Source organism: Paenibacillus sp. 37 (genome assembly GCF_008386395.1).
In the GTDB taxonomy this organism is placed as follows: Bacteria; Bacillota; Bacilli; order Paenibacillales; family Paenibacillaceae; genus Paenibacillus; species Paenibacillus amylolyticus_B.
Genome location: NZ_CP043761.1, coordinates 2,761,534 through 2,785,120 on the forward strand (window position 1 = coordinate 2,761,534; position 23,587 = coordinate 2,785,120).

Sequence of the window (23,587 nt, forward strand, 5' to 3'; positions counted from 1 at the left end):
ATTTTACCCTTTAAAAAGTAAATTTAAAAATCTGGGGATAACAGCGATCGGAAGGTTATTCTGTCATCGGAGTGTTCATTGTAAATATTCTTATTCAATATTTTTAGTCAATCATCTACTAATCAGTTAATAGGAGCGTGTAATTATGAAGGTCTCCTTATTCATTACCTGCCTCAGCGATGCCATCTATCCCCGAGTGGGGGAGGCCATGGTCAGATTGCTCGCCGCTCATGGCGTTCGGTTGGATTTTCCACCGGTTCAGACCTGCTGCGGTCAGCCTTCCTACAATAGCGGGTACTGGGATGAGACTCGGGTAGCGGCCAAGACAATTCTTGAAGCATTTGACGACAGTGATTTTGTGGTATGTCCTTCGGGATCGTGTACGTATATGATTCATCATTATCCCGAGCTGTTCGCGGATGAACCGGTGTGGCTGGAGAAGGCGAAACGATTGGAAGCCAAGGCCTATGAATTCACTCAATTCCTCGTTCAGGTACTCGGGATAACCGATCTGGGCGCACATTTTCCGCACAAAGTAACCTATCATCCATCCTGTCATGGCAGCCGTCTGCTGGGTGTAAAGGATGAACCGATGGCATTGCTATCCCAAGTAAAGGGACTGGAATTGGTTCCACTGCCGTTTGCTGAGGATTGCTGCGGGTTTGGGGGTACGTTTGCCATTAAAATGTCCGATATTTCGGGAGCGATGGTGACGGAGAAAGTTGATCATGTCAAAGAGACCCAAGCCGAAGTGCTGGTTGGTCTGGACATGGCCTGTCTGATGAATATCGCAGGTAATCTGCGTTATCGGAATGAACCGGTGCGTGTGATGCATCTGGCGGAACTACTGTATGAGGGGGTGCGAACAGGATGAGCCAACCGGGAGTTATGGATACGACGGTCAAAGAACGTGCCGGACTGGCCTTGAATGATGATTTTCTGCGTAAGGCGGTCAAATTCACAACAGAACGATTGCGTAACGGGAAGAAGTCGGCCTCAGAAGAACATGGAAACTGGGATGAATGGCGGGAACGTGGACGTCAGATTCGTCTGCATACGATTGCGCATCTGGATTATTATCTGAATGAATTTGTGAATAACGCCCGTGCGAACGGGGTCCATATTCATTTTGCAGATACATCGGTAGAAGCAGCGGCGATTGCACTCGATATTGCGGCTCACAAACAGGCGTCTACAGTGGTAAAGTCCAAATCGATGGTGTCGGAGGAAGTACATCTGAATCATGTGCTGGAGTCGGCGGGCATTGAAGCTATCGAGACCGACCTGGGTGAATACATCATACAGTTGGCAGGCGAAGCCCCATCTCATATTGTCATTCCAGCCATCCATAAGAACCGCTATCAGATTGCAGAGTTGTTATCGAAGGAAGCGGGTGAAATTCTGGAGCCGGACACAACGGTACTTGCCGGATTTGTTCGCAAAAAGCTGCGCGAGAAATTCCTTGAAGCAGATATCGGCATGACCGGCTGCAATTTTGCGATTGCAGAGACAGGTTCCATGGTTTTGTTCGAAAATGAAGGCAATGCCCGTATGGTATCCACTGTTCCAAAAACGCAGATTACACTGATGGGTATGGAGCGGATCATCCCGTCGTGGACGGATCTGGAGGTCATGGCAACCTTGTTGCCGCGTTCTGCAACAGGTCAGAAACTGACAATGTACATGTCAGGCATCACAGGTCCGCGTCGTACAGCGGATGCCGATGGACCAGATGAAATGCACATTATTATCGTGGACAACGGTCGATCCTTACAGCTCGGTGATCCTGAATTCCAGGAGTTGCTGAATTGTATTCGCTGTGGTGCTTGTCTGAATGCTTGCCCGGTATATCGTCATATTGGAGGTCATGCCTACGGCGGAACCTATAGTGGTCCGATTGGCGCGGTACTGACACCTGCACTCAATGGCAACATTGATGAATGGAACGATATTGCGGGTGCATCGAGTCTGTGCGGAGCCTGTTATGAAGCATGTCCAGTTAAAATTCCATTGCATGATATGCTCGTTTATCTACGCAGGCGTAAAGTGGAAGATGGCCATGGAAACAAAATGGAAAGCATGGGCATGAAGGGATTTGCTGCCGTTGTATCCAATTCCAAACGTTTCAGTGCGGCCATACGTCTGGGACAGATCGGGCAGAAGGCAGTTGTGCGCAACAACGGCATTTCTCTCAAGCTGGGTCCACTCAAAGGCTGGAACAATTATCGGGTTGCGCCAAGTCTCGCCAAGAAATCCTTCCGGCAACAATGGAACAAGCTGGATCAGGAACTGAACGAGGAGCAACAAGCCATGGATTCTTCCGTTCGCAGCCGTATGGAGCAGATTATTCGTGAACGAGAAGAAGGGGAGGGGAAGAAGCATGGTCACTGAACATCAGCAATGGCTTGCACAATTGGAGAAGAAGTCCATTGAGAAACAGGAGCAGTTTATGAATGACATTGCTTCGAAATTGAGAAGACCAAGGCAACGCCAAGCGCCGACCCAACCCTTTCGGGGAGCACCCGACTTTTGGACTGAATTGGAATGGGATGAAGAGAAGCGTATTCAAGCATTTACGGATAACTTTGTAAGTGTAGGCGCCCACATTGCCCGGGTTCAGAACATGGAAGAAGTGTCTCAATTTATTGCTAACAAATCTCATGAACTGAGTGCCAAATACATCATTCGTCAGAATGAAAAGGCATTACAGGATCTCGGATTGGAAGAGCAGCTTCCCGATGTGCAGATCTCAGTCTGGAATAGTCAAGCCGATGAGAACTGGAAGGTTCGTGCAGCTGAGGCTGATATCGGTGTGGTCATGGCGGATTATGCAACAGCATACACAGGCTCGGTTACTGTACTTTCTTCACCGGAAAAAGGTCGCTCGGTTAGTCTGTTGCCTACGGTACTCATCATCATTATTCCAGTAGACCGACTGTACACCAGACTGGGGGAGACGCTGGATCGATTTGACGAAGCGGGAAGAGAGAATCTTCCGGCAGGTATCCACTTTATTTCAGGGCCAAGCCGATCTTCCGATATTGAAAATGATTTAACCATTGGGGTACACGGACCAGGCATTGTATATGGTTTAATTATGGGTTAACGGTGTGCTGAGTGTGATGGCACATTATGATTTTGATAACTGTCCAAGATGCAGTATTTGACTGCTGAGGGCAGTTTTTTTATTTGGTCTATTATAGTTAAAAACTATTAAAATTATATTAATTATATATTTCACCTATTAATAGGGTGGGTGTATAATTCTTCTCAAAGAGAGAATTGATGTGAGATACAAAAGTGAAAGAGGAGGATGAATACAGATGAGTATATTTTCTTACCAAGTTCCGTTTATGGAGGGACACAACGGTGATTTTGCTGCTTTTAAAGGGAAGGTTCTGCTTATTGTGAATACAGCAAGTCGGTGCAGCTACTCCCGGCAATTCAGTGAACTTCAGCAGATGTATGAGAAATATGGTGATCAGGGGCTGGAGATTCTGGCGTTTCCATGCAACCAGTTTAACGAGAAAGAACCTGGCAGTAGCGTTGAGATTGCCGAGTATTGCAGGAGTCAGTTTCAGATCTCCTTTCCGATCCTCGAGAAGGTTGAGGTCGTTGGGCAATTCATGCATCCTTTGTTCCGTTATCTGATTGAAGAAGCGCCATTTCAAGGTTATGATCTGGACACGAAAGAAGGACAGTGGATGGACACCTTTGTGAAGGAGAAGCATCCAGAATTGTACCAAGGAGACGGGATCAAATGGAATTTCACCAAATTCCTGGTTGACCGCAGCGGGAACGTCCATGGCCGTTATGAAACGACAGTTGCTCCATTAGAGATGGAGTCGGCTATTCAGATTCTGTTAAAGAAATCATAAGTATATCTTAATCCCTGTCCTGAGGTCCTATGACTTTGGGACTGTTGAAGATTAGAACTGGAAATGTTAGGGTAAAAGAAGATAACGAAGTCCTCCATTTTTTTTATTCAAAAATGACCAATATACCATTTCAGTCAGTTGGTTCTTTGTTGGCTTTATCGTTATCTGGATGAAATGTGAAAAAGTGCAAAAAATAACTTGAATCTGTTGATCTGAAGAGTAAGTGTAATCGCGTCTGTAAATCAAGTCATTATTTTGTAGTTGTAGAACTCTTAACTTGGAAAGAAGGAGTGAGTGTCATGCCACCAATTTCAGTGCCTCAACCAAAAACATTTGGCCCACTGGGCAATTTGCCGCAATTGAACTTTGAAGAGCCGGTGCAGTCCCTGGTGAAACTGGCTGAAGAATATGGACCGATCTTTCGTATGGAGTACCCCGGGCGAAGTGAATTGTATATTTCCGGTCACAAACTGGTCGCCGAGGTAACGGATGAATCCAAATTCGACAAACGTGTGTGGGCACCCCTTGCGAAGGTTCGTGCTTTTGCAGGAGATGGGCTATTTACGAGTTGGACCGAGGAGCCGAATTGGAAAAAAGCCCATAACGTACTGCTGCCAAGTTTCAGTCAACGTGCCATGCAGGGATATCACAACAAAATGATTGATCTGGCTGTGCAGCTGGTTCAGAAATGGTCACGATTGAACCCGGATGAGACGGTTAACGTTCCGGATGATATGACACGTCTTACGCTCGACACGATTGGACTCTGTGGGTTCAACTATCGGTTTAATAGCTTCTACCGGGAAGAACCACATCCATTCATTACGAGTATGGTCCGTGCATTGGATGAATCCATGAGTTCATTGCAGCGACTGCGTCTGCAAGACAAGCTGATGATCACCAAAAAGAAACAGTTTGAACAGGATATCCGTTCCATGTTCTCTTTGGTGGATCACATTATTGCCGAGCGTAAAGAGAAACCGCAGGAAGGCGCAGATGATCTGTTGTCCCACATGCTCAGCGGCAAGGACCCGGAGACAGGAGAAACGCTGGATGATGAGAATATCCGTTATCAGATTATTACATTCCTGATTGCTGGACATGAGACCACAAGTGGACTGTTATCCTTCGCCGTTTATTATCTGATGAAGAATCCGGATACGCTGGCTAAAGCTCAAGCTGAGGTGGATCAGATTCTGAAAGATCCGGTTCCCACGTACAACCAGGTTCGCAATCTGAAGTACGTTCGTATGGTTTTGAATGAAGCCTTGCGGTTGTGGCCGACGGCCCCGGCATTTTCTCTGTATGCAAAAGAGGACACGGTACTTGCGGGTCAATATCCTTTGCAAAAAGGAGACAGCGTCAGTGTACTTATTCCCAAGCTGCATCGTGACCGCGAAGCCTGGGGAGACGATGTAGAGGAATTCCGCCCGGAACGGTTCGAAGATCCGAGCAAAGTGCCGCATGATGCCTATAAACCTTTTGGTAACGGTCAACGGGCCTGCATTGGTCAGCAGTTTGCACTTCAGGAAGCAACGCTGGTACTGGGGATGGTGTTGAAGCATTTTGACTTCATCGATCATTCCGATTATCAGTTAAAGGTGAAAGAAACGCTGACGCTCAAACCGGATAACTTCACCATTCGTGTACGTGCGCGTGGGGGGCAGCCAGTCATGGCCGTTCCGGGTGTAGCGGTCGAAGAACCAAAGCCGGTTGCCAAAAGAACAGAGCCGGATGCGGCCAATGCCCATCACACACCAATGCTTGTTCTGTACGGTTCCAATCTGGGTACAGCCGAAGGCATTGCACGTGAAATTGCCGATACCGCCAGATACCAGGGTTTCCGCAGTGAGGTCGCTGCGCTGGATGATCGTGTTGGCAAACTGCCAAAGGAGGGTGCCGTCATTATTGTCAGTGCATCCTATAACGGTCAGCCGCCAAGTAATGCCAAGATGTTTGTCGAGTGGATTGAACACGCCGATGCCAATGAATTCAAAGGTGTGCGTTTCGCCGTACTTGGATGCGGTGACCACAACTGGGCCAGCACCTATCAGCGTATTCCGCGTTTAATCGATGAACAGTTATCTTCCAGAGGAGCAGAGCGGTTATCACCGCTGGGTGAGTCAGATGCCAGTGGAGATTTCGAGAAACAGGTGGGGGATTGGACAGAGCAATTATGGCCGGATCTCGCACGAACGATGGGACTGAAACTGAACACAAGCTCCAATAGCGAACGCAGTTCACTATCTGTACAGTTTGTCAGTGGGCTCGCCGTAACACCGCTTGCGGATACGTATGATGCTCATGTGGCAGAAGTGCTCGAGAACAGGGAGCTTCACGACGCGGGCAGTGAACGCAGCACACGTCACCTGGAGATCAAATTGCCTGAAGGCATAACCTACAAGGAAGGGGATCACCTGGGCATTCTGCCGCAGAATCCACCGGAACTTGTGGAACGTGTACTTCGTCGATACGGGTTTACCGGAACGGAGCATCTCGTTCTGGATGCATCCGGTCGGAGTGCCGCACATCTACCATTGCATCAACCGGTTAACCTGTATGATCTGCTCAGTCATAGCGTCGAGCTTCAGGAGGCGGCAACTCGTGCGCAGTTGAGAGAAATGGCAGCATACACCGTATGTCCACCGCATAAGAAGGAACTTGAAGCGCTGCTTGATGAATCTGTGTATATGGATGAAGTGCGGAATAAACGGATCTCCATGCTGGATTATCTGGTGAAATATGAGGCATGTGAACTGCCGTTTGAGCGTTTCCTTGAATTACTGCCTTCATTAAAAGCCAGATATTATTCGATCTCCAGTTCACCGCGTGTGCAACCCGATCAAGCGAGTATTACGGTCAGTGTTGTGCGTGCCCCGGCATGGAGTGGACAGGGAGAATACAGAGGTATTGCGTCCAACTATCTGGCTAACCTGAAGTCGGGTGACGAGATCGTGATGTTCACGCGGACACCGGAATCCGGGTTCCAACTGCCGGAGGATACACAGGTTCCCGTCATCATGGTAGGCCCGGGTACAGGGGTTGCTCCATTCCGAGGTTTCTTGCAGGCAAGGCATGTATTGAAGGAACAAGGTCAAGAGGTTGGCGAAGCCCATCTGTACTTTGGATGCCGGAATCCCGAGCATGATTATCTGTACAAAAATGAATTGGAAGCAGCCCAGCAAGAAGGGCTTGTGAAGCTTCATACGGCCTTCTCCCGTGTAGACGGGGAGGAGAAATGTTATGTACAGCATCTGATGAGAGACGATGCTCAGCATCTGATTCCTTTGTTTGAAGAGGGTGCGCATCTGTATATCTGCGGTGATGGCAGCAAGATGGCACCTGATGTGGAAGCTACACTCCAGCAGGCATACGCTGATATTCATGGCAAGTCCGCGAAGGAAGCAGAAGATTGGCTCAATCAGCTTCAGCAGGAAGGTCGTTATGCCAAGGATGTATGGACAGGAATCTGATGTACACATGTGAAGGGTCAGCTTGATCCTTAACTGGCTGAGCGGTGAGATACAGAAGCAGTTCTGTTCTCACCGCTTTTTGACATAAAATGATTCTTCAGCAGATGAGTGGTTGCATGGGTTATAATTATATATTGGAAGGGAGCACCCGTATGCAGACATTTGGGAACCATTGTATGGCTTGCGAAAAGAACCAGCTTTACTTCCGCCTGCAAGGCCGTTTCAGGTTTTTTCTTCCGGTGGTTGGCCGATAGATCGACTCGATGCTGGAAAGAGGAAATAAAATACGGGAAGGGACTCTGCCTTTTCCCTGAAGTTCAAGATAATCCAGTCCCACGCCCACCAGTCTGATATTGTTAAATGCATTCCTGGAAGGGAAAGTCGTGCGGATTCCCACTCGGACGCCTCGCCGTGTTCGAGGAATATCGAATACCCGAATGGAATTCAGACTAAGTGGAATGAATAACTGACGGTTTACTTTGATAAACTGCCTTGGATAGACACGACGAATACGTCCCGGTTCCAGCCCGGATAGTGGAGTATTCAGTTCTGCAAGGTGCCCCTGGAGTTGTGCCAGGCGCTGCTGAAGTGTTTTTCCAGTATGGAGATGCTGCCAGCTCATAAGTATTCCTCCGTTCGCCATTTGTACCTAGTATATGAAGGAACGGGGTAGGAAGGTGTACGTTTGATAGCCCATGTTCGTTACGGCTAACGGGGTTTCATTTTATAATAGAGGAGTGATTCAAATGATCGTAGAGATGTATAAAGACCTCATTCAGGATGAGCGTGGCAATTATTATCTGGCAGTACAGATGGATGGCAATGAGCTTACACTCGTTAATGCATTCGTCGAAGCGGCATTCACACCTGAACTGATCTACAATGAAGAGTTCCGTGCCAAGCATAAGGAGATGGAAGGCGGGTTTGTAGGCAAAATTGCGATGGACCTGCTAAGGCACGATGTGGTCATGGGGATGAAGCAAATCGACCGAAAACTGTTGAACCTGTCAGAAGTTGAGCAGCAGTTCACGGTAAATTATATTGATACGATTGAATTTTATCGTCATCCGGCGTGGCAACGGAAGATGTAAGGTAAACTCATCTCCTCTGTAACCAGAGCGAGAATGATTTCCGCAGTGGTAGTCAATTTCTATCTTGTGTCCTTATGAATAAGAAATAAAGAAATGTAAACGCGCAAAAGGGAAAAGCGCAAGTGCAGGGGCAGTAAACCTCCGCAACTTGCGCTTTTTGCATACAAACCATTAACGATACGTAGGATAGATGATGCCAATATCGCGCTCGGTTTTCAAATTTCCATCAGCATAACGCTGCATTTCATTGCCTTTGATCTGAATCGGAATGCGCTTTCCTTGATAGTAAAGCTCTCCCTCGACGGTGCGGACGCTCATTCCAATAACGCCTTCCAGATGTCCACTATGATCCGTCACCAGTCGAATCCCTGACGGGCCATCCAGATGAACCTTGCCTTCCAGATATACCGTCATGCGATCAGGGGTGTTGACCAATTCATATCCTACTCCGTTGACTTTTCGGCTATAAGCCGTGTTGCCAGATACGACCTCGCCATGATCCATATCGATAGGGAGTAGACCGGTAAACCAGAGCTGATTCGATCCAACAGGCATAATTCCGCATAAACGCTCCACATAATCGAGAAGACAAAGGATAGTAGGTGAGTATGTCTCGGTAAAACCTTGTTCGCCGGTCCATGGGCTGAGTACCTGACCAAAACGCTTATCTTTGGATAGAGCGGACAAGATAGGCTGCATTACCCAGGTTAGCTCCACATATCGATGATGATACTCAAATGCGTGTGGTGCCCGAATCAGACTCAGAAAATTGGATGCCCCTCCCCAGCTGTTATAGGAGGAAAAGGGATCAAATCTGGGGTCATCCATTGAAATTGATGTAAATGGGTATTTTGCGAAAAACTTGCTTGTATTCAACAAGTACCGACGCAGTAGATTATCGAACAATTCACGGTTGCCCACCTCGCAGGCCATCACGCGGAGCAGCACATCGGATTGCACTCTGACGAATTCGTCATTGCGATCCCGATCATAGAAGAACATATCCTGTTCGTCGTAACAATAACGGAAGAGACGTTCCAGGGTGGACTCGGCTTTGGCTTTCCAATCCGTTCCCGACTCCCCCAACTCCTCAGCCATGCGGGACAGATACATGCGCTGACAATAGATATTGGCAGTCAGATCTGGTGCCAGAAAAGGCAGAATCGGAGAATCCGGGTGGTAGGCAGAAGCATCATTCATATAAGGTGTATCCGGAACATGCCAGAATCGGGGGGATAAGTCATGTCCAGTGTCAAACGTACTGAAGGCCTCTACACAGCCGCTTCCTCGGGTATTACGGTTGCGGGCAATCCACTCATCGTAACGAACCATAGCCTTATACATGGTGTTCAGGAAAGGCGACTGCTTGCCATGATTGTCATGAAGCTGATAGTGGTTCCATACACTGCGTGCCAGTGGAGTGACCAATTGGATTTGCCGGAAAGAGGGCCCGTTTGCCGTAAGTTTATACGGAAGCAATCCATCATCTCTTTGCTGCTCGGCTAATGCGAGGTACGTTGTTTCGGACACGGAAGGAAGCAGGCGAGACAGCAGCTCCGCATTGATGGTACCTGTACTCTCTAACCAACATCCCAGATAGATGCCACCTTCTTGTAAAATGGGATCGCTGTCTCCCATGGGCAGGATGCAAGCAAGCAATTTTTCCACTGCTGCATAATACGTAGCTTCCATTCGTCCGCCCGATGCTGCAAACCGGACACCCGACGCATGCCATTCCTGTAATAATTGCTGATCTTCCGGTTTAACAGGCTGAACTTGATCCATGATCGACATGTTGCGCAGACGATTCAGTATCTCTTCTGTCATATGTTCCTCCTCTCAGCTTCTGCTTATTGATTGGACTCAAAGATGCGAACGGTCCCGTTATAGAAGTCGGAGACAGCCTTCTCCACACTTTTTCGTCCAAATCCAATCTCCTGATTCGTCGTCTGAGCTAACTTGGAGAACTCTGCAAATCCCGGCGGGTTGTAGCTTACGTCAAAAGGTTCAGTCTTCGTAGCTTCAGAGACAAGATTTGTATAGTTATAGACAATCTCCTCCACAGGGCCTGCACCTTCCTGAAGAAGAGTACGATTGGCTTCCGTAACGGGCACGCCGCGGTCATTACCGAGGATTTTAGCTGCTTCCGGATCATGAATCCAGAAGTCCATTAACATTGCCACTTCCTTCGGATGTTTGGTATTTGCGTAACCTGATAATCCCTGACTCGACTCAAATACAACACCCGTTCCCTTAGGACCTCGTGGTACAGGGAAAAGAACCAAAGGGTCTTCCGTCAAGCTCTGGAATGCAGCGAGCTGGTTGGATGGCAGTAGAGTCATGGCTGCTTTGCCTGTGATTAACAGGGATTTACTGGTATCATCATGCGGGTTGGAAACCTGCAATTCCGGTGTGACTACACCGCCGGATGCCGAAGTCTTCTCCCAATACTGGAACCATTCCAGAATGTCTTCCTTGGCGAATCCAAGTGTACCGTTTTTCATGTCATACAGTTGTTTACCCCGTTGTTTTAGAAAAATATCCATCCCGTCGACGGTGAAATTATAGGTTCCATAGAAGCCGTCCCCGAGTTTGTCGGATAACTCCTTGCTGATGGCGGCATAGTCCGCCCAGTCCCAATCGGAAGCTGGCAAAGGCACGCCGGCTTTCTCAAAGAGTGCCTTGTTAACAATAATTCCTCTTGCGTTGGCACCGGCAGAAATATGTTGCAGCTTCCCGTCGAGACGTCCGTATTCGATCATAGTTTCATCCATACCATCCAGATTCAGTTCGTTGCCAACATATGGGTCTAGGTTAAGGAGGACATCTTTTTTGGCATAATCAACGACATTTCCACCGAGGAAAAAGATATCCGGTGCTGTGCCTGATGCCAACTGGGTATTCAGCTTGTCGAAATATCCAGAGGAGGGTGCAAATTCACCTGAAATTTTAATTTCCGGGTGTTTTGCCTGAAAGATCTTGAGGGCTTCATTCGTAATATCTGCCCGTTTCTGGTCACCCCACCACATGATGCGAAGTTCGACCTGCCCGCCTTCGGTAGTTCCATTATCATTACCATTGCCTGCATTATTAGTAGCACCTGTATGGTCTGTTCCAGAGCAAGCTGTTACGAATAACAAAAGTGAAGTGATTATACCAATCATGAAACGTTTGAACATGGTGAATCCCCCTGACTATGGATAATGAGAAACGTGTTGTTACTTCAGACCTGTTGTTGCAATGCCTTCAAGGAAATATCGCTGAAACAGTAAAAAGATGATGGTCACGGGAAGCAGTGACAGGGTAGACATGGCGAGCAATGCGCCCCAATCGGATTGTCCTGAGGGGTCAAAGAGAGACCGGATGCCCAGCTGCACGGTGAACAGATCAATTTTGCTCAGATAGATCATCTGGCTGAAAAAGTCATCCCAGCTCCACAGGAAGGTGAAGATGGCTGTTGTAATCAGTGCCGGAACGAGCAGAGGCACTACGATTCTGAAAAAAATCTGTGATTGCCCGCAACCGTCAATGGTTGCACTCTCGTCCAGTTCCCGCGGTATACCGCGTATGAATTGAACCATGAGCAAGATGAAGAAAGAATCCTGCGCGAGCCACTTGGGCAGAATCAATGGGAAATACGTATTAATCCATTGAAGCTCATTATAGAGAATGTACTGGGGCACCAGAGTAACATGGTAAGGCAACATAATCGTGATCAACATCATGCTGAACCACAGGCCTTTGAATCTGAACTTCAATCTGGAGAAAGCAAAGGCTGCAAGGGAACAGGAGATCACATTACCCAGCACACTCATGACCGAGATCAGAACGGAGTTGCCGAAGAAACGGCCAAAGGAGATGCCCTGCAGACCTTTCCAGCCATTAATATAGTGCTCCAGCGTGAAGCTGGTTGGGAAAAGACTGCCACTGGTGAAAATGAGATGGTTCGGTTTAAACGAACTGAGAATTAACCATAGCACAGGATATAACATCAGCAGACCGAAAAGTATAATTGCGGCATGCCTCCCGGCCTGAACTAATTGTCGTTTGATTGGCATATGCATTACCTCCCCTCCTGATTATCCCCGTAGAACACCCAAAATCGGGATGTAACAAAAACGATTGCGGTGAATACTCCGATAATGACCAACATGATCCAAGCCAGAGCCGAAGCATAACCCATATCAAAGAACGAGAAACCTTTCAGATACAGATACAAGGTATAGAACATTGTTGCGTCAAGTGGGCCTCCGCGACCATCCCCGATCACGTAAGCGGGTGTAAACGCCTGGAATGAATTGATCATGCTCATGATCAGGTTAAAAAAGATAACGGGGGAGAGCATGGGCAGGGTGATTCCAAAAAATTGACGTATCTTTCCCGCTCCATCGACATCGGAAGCTTCATACAAGTCTGCCGGGATCTGTTTCAGACCCGCAAGAAAGATAACCATGGCAGACCCAAATTGCCACACGGATAGGGTGATGATGGTATAAACCACATAATCCGGATGTGCAATCCAGGACGGACCAGAGATGCCAAACCAGCTTAGAAACTGGTTGACCAGTCCGTTCCCCTCAAAAAGTTGCCGCCAGACGATTGCAATCGCGACGCTGCCGCCCAAGAGGGAAGGGATGTAATATACAGTCCGGTAGATGCCGAGGGCTCGAATACCTTTGTTCAGCGCCATCGCTACCAGTAGAGCAAAGGCAAGCCTTAGTGGGACAGATAAAAAAACATAATAAAATGTCAGCCCCAAGGACCTGCGAAAAGTATCGTCCTCGGTAAAAATGTGAACATAGTTGCTAAGTCCGGTCCAAGTCGGTGATGACAGCAGATTGAATTTGGTCATGGATAAGTATAGGGACGCAATCATCGGTCCCAGTGTCAGACAGAAGAGTCCGATCAGCCAGGGCAGAAGAAACAAGTAGGCTGTGGTATTCTGCTGACCGTATAAGGGCTTGGTCTTTTTTTCCATCATGTGCCTCCCTTCTGAATCGATAAAATTCAAGGTTACTCACTGTGAATCCGCTTACAACATGCGGCGTTCTCTGGGTAACCACATCATACCGGGGAAGGGGAGAAGCTTGAATCTTATTTCTTCGGATCATGGTTATCGATTTTTTCGGAATGCTGCAACCGATAGTCTGAAGGACTCATGTTGAACATTCTTTTGAATTTCGAACTGAAATAACTTGGCGAACTGAAACCTGTCAGTTCAGTAATATCCCATACCGTTAATTGAGTATCCTTCAGCAGTTGCAAGGCATGTTTCATCCGAACACCCGTCACATATTGAACAAAAGAGGTACCTGCCCCTTCCTTAAACAATTCGGAGAAATAGGTAGGGTAATAGTTGAATCGTTCAGCAAGTAACGTCAACGTGAGCTCCTGCATATAGTTCTCTTCGATATATCGCTTGGCTAACTCTATAACCGTCCCATCCCCATTTTCCGAAGGAAGTTGTCGACCCAGTAAGTCTTGAGCCCATTGCATTAATAAGCGTTCTGCTTGATCTGGCGTCTTAAGCCACAGTATCCATTCCGGGGCCATAGGATAATCCATCAACAGTGAAATTTGAAAAATACTTCGTGTCATTCGGGAGGGAGAGAGCTGGAATGCCTCGTGAATCTCCTTGTGGATGATGCTGCGGAAGGAGTCCAGTTCCCCACGAATGAGGCAGCGATGCAGCGTACGTGTCGTTTCCTCAGGCAGTAATGGACTATAGTCTGTTCCTGCCTGAGGGTTCAGCCCGCTGCCAGCCCGTTCAGCTGAATTCCAAGCCAGAAGGGAATGGATATAACCTTCTTTCCAGTGCTCAAGTCCAGATACAGATCGTCCAATCCCAACCCTAATATTCATGGAAAAAACGGATGCCGTAAGTTCCGCGAGCTGCTGGATGAATTCGTGTTGAACACCGTCTGGTGTCATGAAATGCATGATCCCTGCGTGTGCCGAATCATGAAATACCTGGACATTGTCTGAATCAGACTGGGCGATTTCATAACATACCATCTCAAAAGGAAGATGCATCTGCTCGTGTAAGCGATCTTCTCGAAGATCCTGCTTGTCCGAGTGACTTATACTGGCGGTGATGAAACAGACCTTCTGATCCTGCCATGATTCGAGATGGAACAATCTCAGCCGTTCTGGCATGGAGGAAGGCGGTAGGCGATTGCCTTTGACGAGATCAAGAAGGAAACGTTCTTTCATTTCCCGGTAATACTGAGAGAGTCGCCATTGCAACAATTCGGAATCGCCTCGCACTTTACGTTGTTCATCCAGATCCGCTTTGATTTTGCCTAAAGTGGCTTTTAGTTCATCCCGGGTTACAGGCTTCAGTAAATAATCCATCACCTGGCTACGGACACCTGCTCTGGCATATTGAAAATCTTCATAACCCGTGATAATGATAATCTGAATGGAAGGGTTATAACTGCGACAGACATCCAATAATCGGACGCCATTCATGACAGGCATATTCATATCGGTAATCAACAAGTCAAAATGTTCAGATTGTAAAAGTTCATCCGCTTCGATTCCGTTAGCGGCTTCTCCTGTTATGGCAAAGCCCATGCCATGCCAATCGACTTTCAATTTCAACCCTTCGCGAACTTCAATCTCGTCATCTGCGATTAATACGTTGTACATCATATTCCTCCTGTACGGGTAGAGTCAGTTCAATACATGCGCCACTGCTCTCATCGTTCATCATATGAACCGTGAATAAGGCACCATAATGCAGGCGGCAACGAGCAATCACATTGCCAAGTCCAATATGCCAGCCTTTATTAAGCAATATGGATTCCAATGAGGGGGAAGTATCAGGGTGATTCATTTTATGGATTATCTCTGCTGGAATACCCGGTCCGTTGTCTGAAACGCGGATTTGCAGACGATCATACAGCCGGTTGATCCGTATTTGTACCTGAGCTGTTGTCTGATGCTTGAAGCTGTATTTCACTGCATTTTCAATAAGTGGCTGAAGAATAAACTTGATGATGACCATGGAGTTCAGTGAGCCTTCCTTTGTTATCGAAATGTCGAGCTTATGACCGAAACGGGTCTGCAAAATGGAGATATAACGCTGCACATAATCCAGCTCTTCCATTAGGGGAACAAGATCGTCATTGGTGTTAATGGAAAAGCGCATCATTTTACCCAAATCCTCAATGACCTGAACCGTATCATCCGTTCTACGCTGAATGGCAAGACTGCTTACCAGCTCCAAGGTATTAAACATAAAATGCGGATTAATCTGTATGAGAAGTGCTTTATACTCTGCTTGCTGGCGAAGCAGCTTCAGCTCGAATTCATTCTGGATATGCTGCCGCAGCTGACTGATCATATAACGGAAGGTAAAGATGACATAACTGATCTCGCTCTTTACATTTTTATCTGGAGGCAGAATTGAATCCGCTTGGTCAAAAGCACCTCGTTGAACCTGTCTCATGGCCAGCACCAGTCTGGTCAAAGGTTTGGTTACACCGTGGGATAACCAGGCAGCCGCCAAGAGGGAGACCAGAATCAGGACAATTGTCACCACCACAATCGTGCTTTGGAGCTTATGGAGAGAGAGATACATTTCCTTTTCAGGTGCCAGACCTGCCAACATCCAGCCGGTACGTCCCAGTTTCTTGAAAACAAGGATGTCTCGCTGTCCTTCATGGTTGGTGAGGTATGCCACACCGGATTTGAGCGGGCTGTTTCGAAACCGATCGATCTCTGCGGTAGCTACAACACCTAACGCGTTTACCTGCTGTGAGAGAATAGGATTTCCTTGCTCTCCCAGTAGAAAAATAGTGCTATTCTCCGCAAGATGTATGCGACGGAGCGGTTCCAGAAAATAGGATTCACTGACATTCACCTTCATGACACTCTGCGCTGTAGCATGATGAAAGGTGCCAATGGGCATCAGCAGACTGACCACCGGGTTACCATGATCTCTGACACGTTCATGTTGATCGGTGTGTGCAGGTAACCAGCGTTCCCCCAACGTGTAGAAATTCGTATACCAGGATTCTTGTACAAAGGCAGGGTCATATGTCACCTGATTCTCGCTGCCAATTCGCAGTCCATTCCGTCGATAGATGGATACATCCGAGATACTGGTGTAACTGTTGGTTGCCTGAGTGAGGAAGCGGCTCATCGCGAGGTTGGCCAGCATCTTTTCTCCTTCCGGAAGGTTAGGATCACTGATCGCGTTATCCCAGTTCTTGCCCATATCACTGTTGAAAACAAGTGAGGCGACATCATAGATCTGCATCTGCACCATGTCTACGTATGAACCGTATTCCTCCATTTTCTCAAGAGCAGAGGATTCGATGTAAGAGCGAATGACCGTGCGAGATTCCTTGAAGAGCAGGTAGGAGAGTGTACCAAAAGCGAGGACAAACAGGACAACGATAAAGGCAATCAGGCGGTTTTTTAAAGAGAAGAACATGGATTTCCTCCTTCTAGCGAGTCAACTTGTGTGCAGGTTAATTATAAAAATATAAAAAAGACTGCGTAATATGCGCAGCCTTAAAATGAAATTAATAATGTAGTGAAGACCTGGGAGACTTAGAACCGAACCAGATTATTGACGTTGACAGGCAAGCCTGTGGCAATGGCACGATTGGCCGCAATCCCAGTCAGAATGGATCTGGCACCGTCCACGTGATTAGCAGCACGATGGAACGGATCTTCTACAGGCTCTCCAAACAGATCATTCAGCAGAACCGGGTCACCTCCGCCATGTCCACCTGCTTTTTCTTCCACTTCAACCTCATATGGCGCACCGAACATCGGAAGGACCCGCAACGTTTTACCGATCAGAGCACCTTCTTTACTTTTGTCACCTAATGAATTGACATAGGATTGTTCCACAATGTTCATCTCAATCCGGCCTTTGGTGCCGTTAATGGCAATACGGTAACCTTCCCATGGCTGATAGGCAACGAGGGAGTACGTCAGAATGGCTTTGCTCCGATACTTCACAAGAACACCCATTGTATCCTCAATGTTGATACCATCCCCAAATACACTCTGATCCCGCTGATAACCATCTTCTGATTCGGCATCCAGATACATGGACTTCATATGTGCGTCTGAATCCAAATGCAGTGCAAAAGGATCTTCCTTCGCGATCGGGTTGCCAGTTGCTCGATTGTAGAACTGCGTTACACCACGTTCTTCTGCGTTTTCTCTGCCGTAAAACATCAGATCACCGAATGCAAACACGGTCTCCGGTTGCGAGCCGATCCAGAAATTCACCAAATCGAAGTGATGGGTGGATTTGTGAACGAGCAGTCCTCCGCTGTTACGCTTGTCCCGATGCCAACGGCGGAAATAATCTGCCCCGTGGCGGGTATTCAGCAGCCATTCAAAGTGAACGGACGTGACTTTTCCGATGGTATCATTCAGAATAAGTTCCCGAATCTTCGTATGGTGCGGCGCATAACGGTAGTTAAAGGTAACTCTGACGTTCTGGCCAGTGCGCTTGACTGCATCCAGAATGTCCTGGCATTTCTCCTCATCGATCGTCATTGGTTTCTCGGTGACAACGTCACAACCCAGTTCCATCGCGCGAATGATGTACTTGTGATGGGTACGGTCAACGCTGGTTACGATGACATAGTCAGGCTTCTCGTTCTCAATCATCTGATCAAACTGATCCGCAGGATAGGTGGGTACCTCTGGATAATCGTACTTTTCCTTCAGCAGTTGATTCGCGTAATTCATGCGGACTTGATTTATATCACAAAAGCCGACAAGCTCGGAAGTATCCCTGTAATCCCGGGTTAATGCACCATAAAAGAATTCCGCACGGCCGCCGGTTCCGACTAATACATAACGTTTCTTGCTACTCATGTCTATCGCCTCCTTGAATATAGCTTTAGACTATAACAAGGGAGTACTTCTTTCGCCGCATTTTATGCGTAACCGCTTTCAAATGCCGCATATTTTGCTATAATTTATGGAAAGGAGAGAGGCCGACATGACAGAACCTTTCAGTGCAGATTTTCATGATCCCACGGATTTACTACATATTGAATATGATCGTCGCATTGGATATTTCTCGATGACGGATGACCACCTGCATGATCATTATGAGTTGTATTACCTGTTGTCTGGCGAGCGTATCTATTTCATCAAGGATCGGACCTATCGGGTAAAGGCTGGTGACCTGGTGTTTGTTGACCGCAATACGGTTCATAAAACATTGGAGAGCGGCATGCCCGACCATGAGCGGATGGTGCTGTATTTGAAGCCTGAGCTTTTTGCAGCCATGGCTATTTCAACGGAGTTAGTCGAAGCTTTGAAGGAGCCCTTCTGCTGGGAGATTCCTATTATAAGGTTTCCTTCACAGGTCACGGAGGTATTGGAGCGGATGGTGAGCGAAATGGTGGATGAAATGCTTCGTCCCCAGCCGGGAAGTAACCTGTTGCTTCGTCACCGGGCTATTGAATTGTTGCTGCAAGCCTATCGTAATCAGCACCTGGGCAGGTTATGCTCCGATGATCGTGAGCCGGTGCTTCATCCCAAGACACAGGCCGTCGTGCGTTACCTGAATGAGAACTATCAGAAGCCACTGACATTACCGGAGGTGGCGGGTATGTTTCGCATTAGTCCGCATTATCTGAGTCGATTGTTCAAACAAACAACGGGGTTTACCTTCAGTGATTATCTGAATCTGTTACGGGTGAAGGAAGCACAGCGTTTACTGCGAGAAAGTGAGGAATCCATTACGGATATTGCATGGCTTGCCGGATTCAGTAACTTCTCTCATTTTGGCAAAATGTTCAAGCGTACTGTTCAGGTAGCACCAAGAGTCTACAGGCAGGAATATAAGGAGTCAGGTTCCGTTAGAACCCTAAAAGAAGGAGAGAATATACGATGATTGAAACGAGATTGAATGAACTGGGGATCATTTTGCCACAGGCCAGCGCCCCCGCAGCAAAATATGCGAATGCCGTTATTGTCAATGGCATCATGTATGTATCCGGTAAAGGACCAGATATCCCCGAACGTGGCAAACTGGGATCAGACTTTACAACAGAACAGGGATATGATTTTGCCCGGAATGCCGGACTGGAGGTGCTCGCTGTCGTTCGAGATGTGCTGGGTTCACTGGATCGGGTGAAGAGAGTAGTTAAAGTACAGGGCTTTATTAATGCGTCCGCTTCGTATCAGGAGCATCATAAAGTGCTGAATGGATTCTCGGATCTGATGATGGAGGTATTCGGGGAACAAGGCGTGCACGCCCGTTCAGTATTCGGTGCAGTGTCCGTGAGGGACAACTTGCCCCTGATCATTGATTCCATATTTCAGGTGGAGGAATAGGTAACCATGACAGAGTCGTCTTCATTTAATCCGATGATGTTAACGATCCCCGAGAGCTTTCATACGGAACGTCTCACGATTCGTGCACCGCAGTGGGGGGATGGCCAGGCTGTGAATGAAGCGGTCCGTGAGAGTGCGGAACAGCTGCGGTTATGGTTGCCTTTTGCCGAGAAGATCCCTTCATTGGAAGAGTCTGAAGTGACGGTTCGCAAAGCAAGGCTGCGATATCTGGAGCGTACCGACATGATGTTACATTTGCGTGATAGGCATACGGATGAATTCGTAGGCAGCAGCGGGTTACATCGCATCGACTGGAATGCACGCTGTTTTGAGGTCGGTTACTGGATTCGAACATCGCGAGCTGGTGAGGGTCTGATGACAGAAGCGGTGAAAGGGATAGAGCAATTTGCCATTACTCATCTGGAGGCAAACCGGCTGGAGATCCGCTGTGATGCCCGCAATGTGCCAAGTGCCAAAGTAGCGGAACGAGCGGGTTATACACTGGAAGGTATACTGCGCAAGATGCGGCGGGACAGTACAGGTACGCTGGTTGATTGTATGGTTTTCTCCAAAGTCAGAGGCAGTGAGTTCGAGTAAAGGGAGGGTAGATATGGAGCGAATTGGTCAGGGAAGAACTGCGGTAATCTATGTGTATTCGAACGAGCACATTATGAAGTTATATCGAATGGATTTTCCACTCGAAGCAGTCTAGAATGAATACAACATTGCCTGATCAACAGCAGATCTATCATGGCGATTTTCCCCCCGATAATGTTATGCTCAAGGAGGCCCGCGACTCGTACTGGGTTATCGATTGGATGACTGGCATGGCGGGAGATCCCGCGGGTGATGTGTCTCAAAGCTGGGTAATATTAATGAGCGACACATTGTCGGAAGATACAGAGTCAGTTATACAATCGTTCAACTTCTATAAACGAATCTAACTATATTATATAAAAAGGTAGAGAAAGAGAGAGAGGGGACTAATTCATGCTGCATTCATTAAAGGCCATACAATCATACAAGTCAGGTAACACGCCGGAAGCCCAGCAGCAATGGCTGCAACTGCTGGCAGCAGCAGAGAAGCCCCATATTAACCTCGAGCGCATTCATTCCATTGCCGAACTTGAGGGAACAAATCCGGTGCTGGAATACACCGAGCGTACACTTCACGTACTGGAAAAGCTTCAGGTTTCTTTTTGGGTGAGAGAAATACTGGAGGACGTATTAATCTGGTCAGAGACGGCGAAGGCCGGATCACGGGAGCAGCGGCGGGTATGGCAAAAGCAGGGCGTTAACTTGTTTGTACACAATGTGGGGTCGGCTCAGTTATATGATCTATTCGCAGGCGCAGAGCACCTGGATAATGACATCGGTAAGACCAAGGAGACGAGTATAAATCAACCTGGTTCTCCGGGCGATTCCTTAAGTAAGAATGCGGATATAAGCGAGCATGATACGCTGAGTACACCCACTCCAAGGCATGAGATTATACGTACTCTAATTGCTACGCATGGACTTATTGGTCAATACATACGCGGAGAGATTCCATTTGCCGAGAATGCTTCGCTCCACGCCTTAATCGTCAAAGGATGGCTTAGTACAGATGAACTGCACACCATACTGATGGCATTAAATGAGTGCATTATTGCAGGTGTTGATCCAGCGTTATGGAATCAGGTTCAGGCTGAGGTGCAGCGCATTATAGGCTGGATTATCGTTGGACCGGATCATGAAGACTGGAGCGTGAAGGAACGGTTATCCCGCTTAAGAAGTTCATCCATTCGGCAGGGAGAAGCTATGGATACGGCTTACGCCAAGCTCCAAACGGAACTGGATGTGGAACAGGCGCTGGCTCCGCTGGCTCATCGCACATTATGGTATGTGGAGTCGGCCATGCAGAATTTTTCGTTGCAGGAGATGGTGAAAGTGTTCCTGTTGACGCTTCGCAGCGAGAGTATGAATCCCACATCCATGGAGAGCCGATCTGAAATCGTTCGCCATATCAGCTTCGAACCATTAATGAATACGATGTATTACGATTACAAGGGCGTCAAGAAGCTCAATATTTACAAGAAACGAATGATTGAAAAATATTTGGAACAGTATTCGTGGGAACAGATTACGGCAGGGGAGCAGATCGTCTATCCCCATCTAACCCATCGCATTGAGCCTCATGCGGATCTGCCGGATACACTGTTTGTGACCTTTGAATTTTCTCCCGCAGCCGAGAAGCTGATTGCATTCTGTATTGAAGCGGAAAAGTCACCGTTATATGAGAAGGCTGTGTTGCTGTTATTTGACCTGTTCGGATTACGCCGGGATGCCTATGACCGGTTCCACAACGAAGAAACGTATTTGTCCGATATGAACAGCTCCGGTGATTACAAAAAAGTACTGCTCGACTACATCGTTGGTAAACGGGTACTTGATATTGGCCCAGGTGGAGGAATTCTACTGGATCTGATTGAGCAGGAAAAACCGGAAGTGGAGCCGATTGGTATCGATATCTCAGCCAATGTCATTGAAGCGCTGGAGCGCAAAAAACAGCGTGAAGGACATCGCTGGCAAGTCATGAAGGGCGATGCCCTGCAACTGGAGCAATATGTGCAGCCAGGCACAGTGGATACGGTTATTTTCTCATCCATTCTGCATGAGTTATATTCATATATTGAACTGGACGGTCGAAGATTTAATTCCGATACGGTTGTGGCAGCGCTGAGAAGTTCATTCCGTGTACTGTCACCTGGAGGAAGAATTCTGATTAGGGATGGTATCATGAGTGAACCGGAGGCACAGAAGCGCCGTATTCGTTTCCTGGAAGCGGATGGGATACGCTGGCTGGAGCGATATGCAGAGGATTTTCAAGGGCGTGCAATTCAATATGAGCGGATCTCAGACAACGAAGTAGAGATGCCGATCAACGATGCGATGGAATTTCTCTATACCTATACGTGGGGGGAAGAGGCATACGTGCATGAAATTCAGGAGCAGTTCGGTATTTTTACACCGACCGACTATAAGAACTGTATTCTAGAAGCGCTAGGCGAACAAGCCGAGATGATCATCTTCGAACATTTCCTTCAGGACGGTTATACGGAAGCACTTGGAGAACGAATGATCTTCATGAAGGAAGATGGCTCTCCTGCGCCTTTGCCAGACAGTACCTGCCTGATTGTCATTGAGAAGAAGAAAGGATTAGCGGTTGGATGATGAGTGAGGCCAGTACGTTTTTGTATTTTGTCAGACATGCGGAGTCTCGATATGTTGAAGGACAGGAACGCGAGCGTGGACTGACAGAACAAGGTCATCAAGATGCGGGAACGGTTGCCAGTCTGCTGCAAGGGGAGCAGATTCAACTGTTCTATTCCAGCCCTTACAGGCGTGCAGTGGATACAATTCAGATTCTGGCAGATCGGTCAGGTGGAATTGTGGTGACAGAGGAGGATCTGCGTGAACGCCAGTTATCAAGTTCGGATGTGAAGCATGATAATTTTCGTGAAGCCAAGCAGCAGTTGTACCGTGATCCTACGTATGCGTATTCAGGTGGGGAGTCTGGTGAACAGGCTCGCTCAAGGGCAGTAGCGGTAATCGAGAAAATTTTGGATAAACATGCGGGTCACAAGGTAGTCATCGGAACCCATGGAGATGTAATGACGCTTATTTTTCAACATTATGATGCTTCCTACGGTTACGATTTCTGGGAGAAGACTACGATGCCGGATATCTATAAGTTGCAGTTTGACGGAATGCACAAGTTGGTCCAGGTCACCCGATTGTGGGAGTGACAGGTTAATATATGAGAAATGCATTACCAGAA

20 protein-coding genes are annotated in these 23,587 nt (G+C 47.6%); 12 read left to right on the forward strand and 8 right to left on the reverse strand.

Annotated elements, in window-relative coordinates; all coding sequences use genetic code 11:
• Positions 1-145 precede the first annotated feature (145 nt).
• From F0220_RS12545 to F0220_RS12565, 5 genes are all read left to right on the forward strand, one after another.
• The gene (locus F0220_RS12545) at positions 146-874 is read left to right on the forward strand and encodes a (Fe-S)-binding protein (RefSeq protein ID WP_017688927.1); all 729 of its coding nucleotides are present in this window, start codon (positions 146-148) and stop codon (positions 872-874) included.
• Complete coding sequence (locus F0220_RS12550) at positions 871-2,391, forward strand: LutB/LldF family L-lactate oxidation iron-sulfur protein (protein ID WP_091016968.1); 1,521 nt, start codon at positions 871-873, stop codon at positions 2,389-2,391. The genes F0220_RS12545 and F0220_RS12550 overlap by 4 nt, the downstream gene beginning before the upstream one ends.
• Positions 2,381-3,106, forward strand: coding sequence for a LutC/YkgG family protein (locus F0220_RS12555; protein ID WP_105598340.1), 726 nt, complete (start codon positions 2,381-2,383; stop codon positions 3,104-3,106). The genes F0220_RS12550 and F0220_RS12555 overlap by 11 nt, the downstream gene beginning before the upstream one ends.
• A gap of 217 nt (positions 3,107-3,323) precedes the next feature.
• A complete protein-coding gene (locus F0220_RS12560) occupies positions 3,324-3,878 on the forward strand; it encodes a glutathione peroxidase (protein ID WP_105598341.1) in 555 nt (184 codons plus the stop codon).
• 299 nt (positions 3,879-4,177) lie between these two features.
• Positions 4,178-7,351: a bifunctional cytochrome P450/NADPH--P450 reductase gene (locus tag F0220_RS12565; RefSeq protein ID WP_091016963.1), complete on the forward strand. Its 3,174-nt coding sequence runs from the start codon at positions 4,178-4,180 to the stop codon at positions 7,349-7,351.
• A 199-nt stretch (positions 7,352-7,550) separates the two neighbouring features.
• On the opposite strand, the gene F0220_RS12570 is transcribed toward F0220_RS12565, so the two are convergent.
• Positions 7,551-7,973 (reverse strand): hypothetical protein, encoded by a 423-nt coding sequence (locus F0220_RS12570; protein ID WP_091016962.1) that lies wholly within the window; start codon positions 7,971-7,973, stop codon positions 7,551-7,553.
• 124 nt (positions 7,974-8,097) lie between these two features.
• On the opposite strand from F0220_RS12570, the gene F0220_RS12575 reads away from it, so the two are divergent.
• Positions 8,098-8,442 (forward strand): hypothetical protein, encoded by a 345-nt coding sequence (locus F0220_RS12575; protein WP_105598342.1) that lies wholly within the window; start codon positions 8,098-8,100, stop codon positions 8,440-8,442.
• A gap of 171 nt (positions 8,443-8,613) precedes the next feature.
• On the opposite strand, the gene F0220_RS12580 is transcribed toward F0220_RS12575, so the two are convergent.
• The 7 genes from F0220_RS12580 to F0220_RS12610 form a co-directional block, all read right to left on the reverse strand.
• The gene (locus F0220_RS12580) at positions 8,614-10,269 is read right to left on the reverse strand and encodes an MGH1-like glycoside hydrolase domain-containing protein (protein ID WP_105598343.1); all 1,656 of its coding nucleotides are present in this window, start codon (positions 10,267-10,269) and stop codon (positions 8,614-8,616) included.
• Between the two features lie 23 nt (positions 10,270-10,292).
• Positions 10,293-11,621 (reverse strand): ABC transporter substrate-binding protein, encoded by a 1,329-nt coding sequence (locus tag F0220_RS12585; protein ID WP_105598344.1) that lies wholly within the window; start codon positions 11,619-11,621, stop codon positions 10,293-10,295.
• Between the two features lie 39 nt (positions 11,622-11,660).
• The gene (locus F0220_RS12590; protein WP_091017729.1) at positions 11,661-12,500 is read right to left on the reverse strand and encodes a carbohydrate ABC transporter permease; all 840 of its coding nucleotides are present in this window, start codon (positions 12,498-12,500) and stop codon (positions 11,661-11,663) included.
• Between the two features lie 5 nt (positions 12,501-12,505).
• Positions 12,506-13,420 carry a carbohydrate ABC transporter permease gene (locus F0220_RS12595; protein ID WP_105598345.1) on the reverse strand — a complete coding sequence of 305 codons (915 nt, stop codon included), beginning with the start codon at positions 13,418-13,420 and terminating at the stop codon, positions 12,506-12,508.
• 116 nt (positions 13,421-13,536) lie between these two features.
• On the reverse strand, positions 13,537-15,093 hold the full coding sequence (locus F0220_RS12600) for a response regulator transcription factor (protein ID WP_105598346.1): 1,557 nt from the start codon (positions 15,091-15,093) through the stop codon (positions 13,537-13,539).
• The gene (locus F0220_RS12605; protein WP_105598347.1) at positions 15,068-16,885 is read right to left on the reverse strand and encodes a sensor histidine kinase; all 1,818 of its coding nucleotides are present in this window, start codon (positions 16,883-16,885) and stop codon (positions 15,068-15,070) included. The genes F0220_RS12600 and F0220_RS12605 overlap by 26 nt, the downstream gene beginning before the upstream one ends.
• A gap of 119 nt (positions 16,886-17,004) precedes the next feature.
• A complete protein-coding gene (locus tag F0220_RS12610) occupies positions 17,005-18,294 on the reverse strand; it encodes a Gfo/Idh/MocA family oxidoreductase (RefSeq protein ID WP_105598348.1) in 1,290 nt (429 codons plus the stop codon).
• 127 nt (positions 18,295-18,421) lie between these two features.
• Here F0220_RS12610 and F0220_RS12615 point away from each other — a divergent pair, with 127 nt between their 5' ends.
• From F0220_RS12615 to F0220_RS12640, 6 genes are all read left to right on the forward strand, one after another.
• The gene (locus F0220_RS12615; RefSeq protein WP_105598349.1) at positions 18,422-19,324 is read left to right on the forward strand and encodes an AraC family transcriptional regulator; all 903 of its coding nucleotides are present in this window, start codon (positions 18,422-18,424) and stop codon (positions 19,322-19,324) included.
• Entirely contained in the window at positions 19,321-19,767 is a 447-nt protein-coding gene (locus F0220_RS12620; RefSeq protein WP_091016945.1) for a RidA family protein, read from the forward strand. The genes F0220_RS12615 and F0220_RS12620 overlap by 4 nt, the downstream gene beginning before the upstream one ends.
• A gap of 6 nt (positions 19,768-19,773) precedes the next feature.
• Positions 19,774-20,364, forward strand: a complete 591-nt coding sequence (locus F0220_RS12625; protein ID WP_105598350.1) for a GNAT family N-acetyltransferase — start codon at positions 19,774-19,776, stop codon at positions 20,362-20,364.
• Positions 20,365-20,480: 116 nt separating this feature from the next.
• Positions 20,481-20,711: a phosphotransferase gene (locus F0220_RS12630; RefSeq protein ID WP_105598351.1), complete on the forward strand. Its 231-nt coding sequence runs from the start codon at positions 20,481-20,483 to the stop codon at positions 20,709-20,711.
• Between the two features lie 46 nt (positions 20,712-20,757).
• Positions 20,758-22,980: a class I SAM-dependent methyltransferase gene (locus F0220_RS12635; protein ID WP_105598352.1), complete on the forward strand. Its 2,223-nt coding sequence runs from the start codon at positions 20,758-20,760 to the stop codon at positions 22,978-22,980.
• Positions 22,977-23,555: a histidine phosphatase family protein gene (locus tag F0220_RS12640; protein ID WP_223199928.1), complete on the forward strand. Its 579-nt coding sequence runs from the start codon at positions 22,977-22,979 to the stop codon at positions 23,553-23,555. The genes F0220_RS12635 and F0220_RS12640 overlap by 4 nt, the downstream gene beginning before the upstream one ends.
• Positions 23,556-23,587 lie beyond the last annotated feature (32 nt).

Coding starts and splice junctions, on each gene's coding strand:
- F0220_RS12600 (WP_105598346.1), bottom strand. CDS start 15,093: ATGTACAACGTATTAATCGCAGATGACGAGATTGAAGTTCGCGAAGGG.
- F0220_RS12565 (WP_091016963.1), top strand. CDS start 4,178: ATGCCACCAATTTCAGTGCCTCAACCAAAAACATTTGGCCCACTGGGC.
- F0220_RS12635 (WP_105598352.1), top strand. CDS start 20,758: ATGCTGCATTCATTAAAGGCCATACAATCATACAAGTCAGGTAACACG.
- F0220_RS12630 (WP_105598351.1), top strand. CDS start 20,481: ATGAATACAACATTGCCTGATCAACAGCAGATCTATCATGGCGATTTT.
- F0220_RS12585 (WP_105598344.1), bottom strand. CDS start 11,621: ATGTTCAAACGTTTCATGATTGGTATAATCACTTCACTTTTGTTATTC.
- F0220_RS12570 (WP_091016962.1), bottom strand. CDS start 7,973: ATGAGCTGGCAGCATCTCCATACTGGAAAAACACTTCAGCAGCGCCTG.
- F0220_RS12545 (WP_017688927.1), top strand. CDS start 146: ATGAAGGTCTCCTTATTCATTACCTGCCTCAGCGATGCCATCTATCCC.
- F0220_RS12640 (WP_223199928.1), top strand. CDS start 22,977: ATGATGAGTGAGGCCAGTACGTTTTTGTATTTTGTCAGACATGCGGAG.
- F0220_RS12615 (WP_105598349.1), top strand. CDS start 18,422: ATGACAGAACCTTTCAGTGCAGATTTTCATGATCCCACGGATTTACTA.
- F0220_RS12555 (WP_105598340.1), top strand. CDS start 2,381: ATGGTCACTGAACATCAGCAATGGCTTGCACAATTGGAGAAGAAGTCC.
- F0220_RS12625 (WP_105598350.1), top strand. CDS start 19,774: ATGACAGAGTCGTCTTCATTTAATCCGATGATGTTAACGATCCCCGAG.
- F0220_RS12605 (WP_105598347.1), bottom strand. CDS start 16,885: ATGTTCTTCTCTTTAAAAAACCGCCTGATTGCCTTTATCGTTGTCCTG.
- F0220_RS12560 (WP_105598341.1), top strand. CDS start 3,324: ATGAGTATATTTTCTTACCAAGTTCCGTTTATGGAGGGACACAACGGT.
- F0220_RS12590 (WP_091017729.1), bottom strand. CDS start 12,500: ATGCCAATCAAACGACAATTAGTTCAGGCCGGGAGGCATGCCGCAATT.
- F0220_RS12595 (WP_105598345.1), bottom strand. CDS start 13,420: ATGGAAAAAAAGACCAAGCCCTTATACGGTCAGCAGAATACCACAGCC.
- F0220_RS12610 (WP_105598348.1), bottom strand. CDS start 18,294: ATGAGTAGCAAGAAACGTTATGTATTAGTCGGAACCGGCGGCCGTGCG.
- F0220_RS12580 (WP_105598343.1), bottom strand. CDS start 10,269: ATGACAGAAGAGATACTGAATCGTCTGCGCAACATGTCGATCATGGAT.
- F0220_RS12550 (WP_091016968.1), top strand. CDS start 871: ATGAGCCAACCGGGAGTTATGGATACGACGGTCAAAGAACGTGCCGGA.
- F0220_RS12575 (WP_105598342.1), top strand. CDS start 8,098: ATGATCGTAGAGATGTATAAAGACCTCATTCAGGATGAGCGTGGCAAT.
- F0220_RS12620 (WP_091016945.1), top strand. CDS start 19,321: ATGATTGAAACGAGATTGAATGAACTGGGGATCATTTTGCCACAGGCC.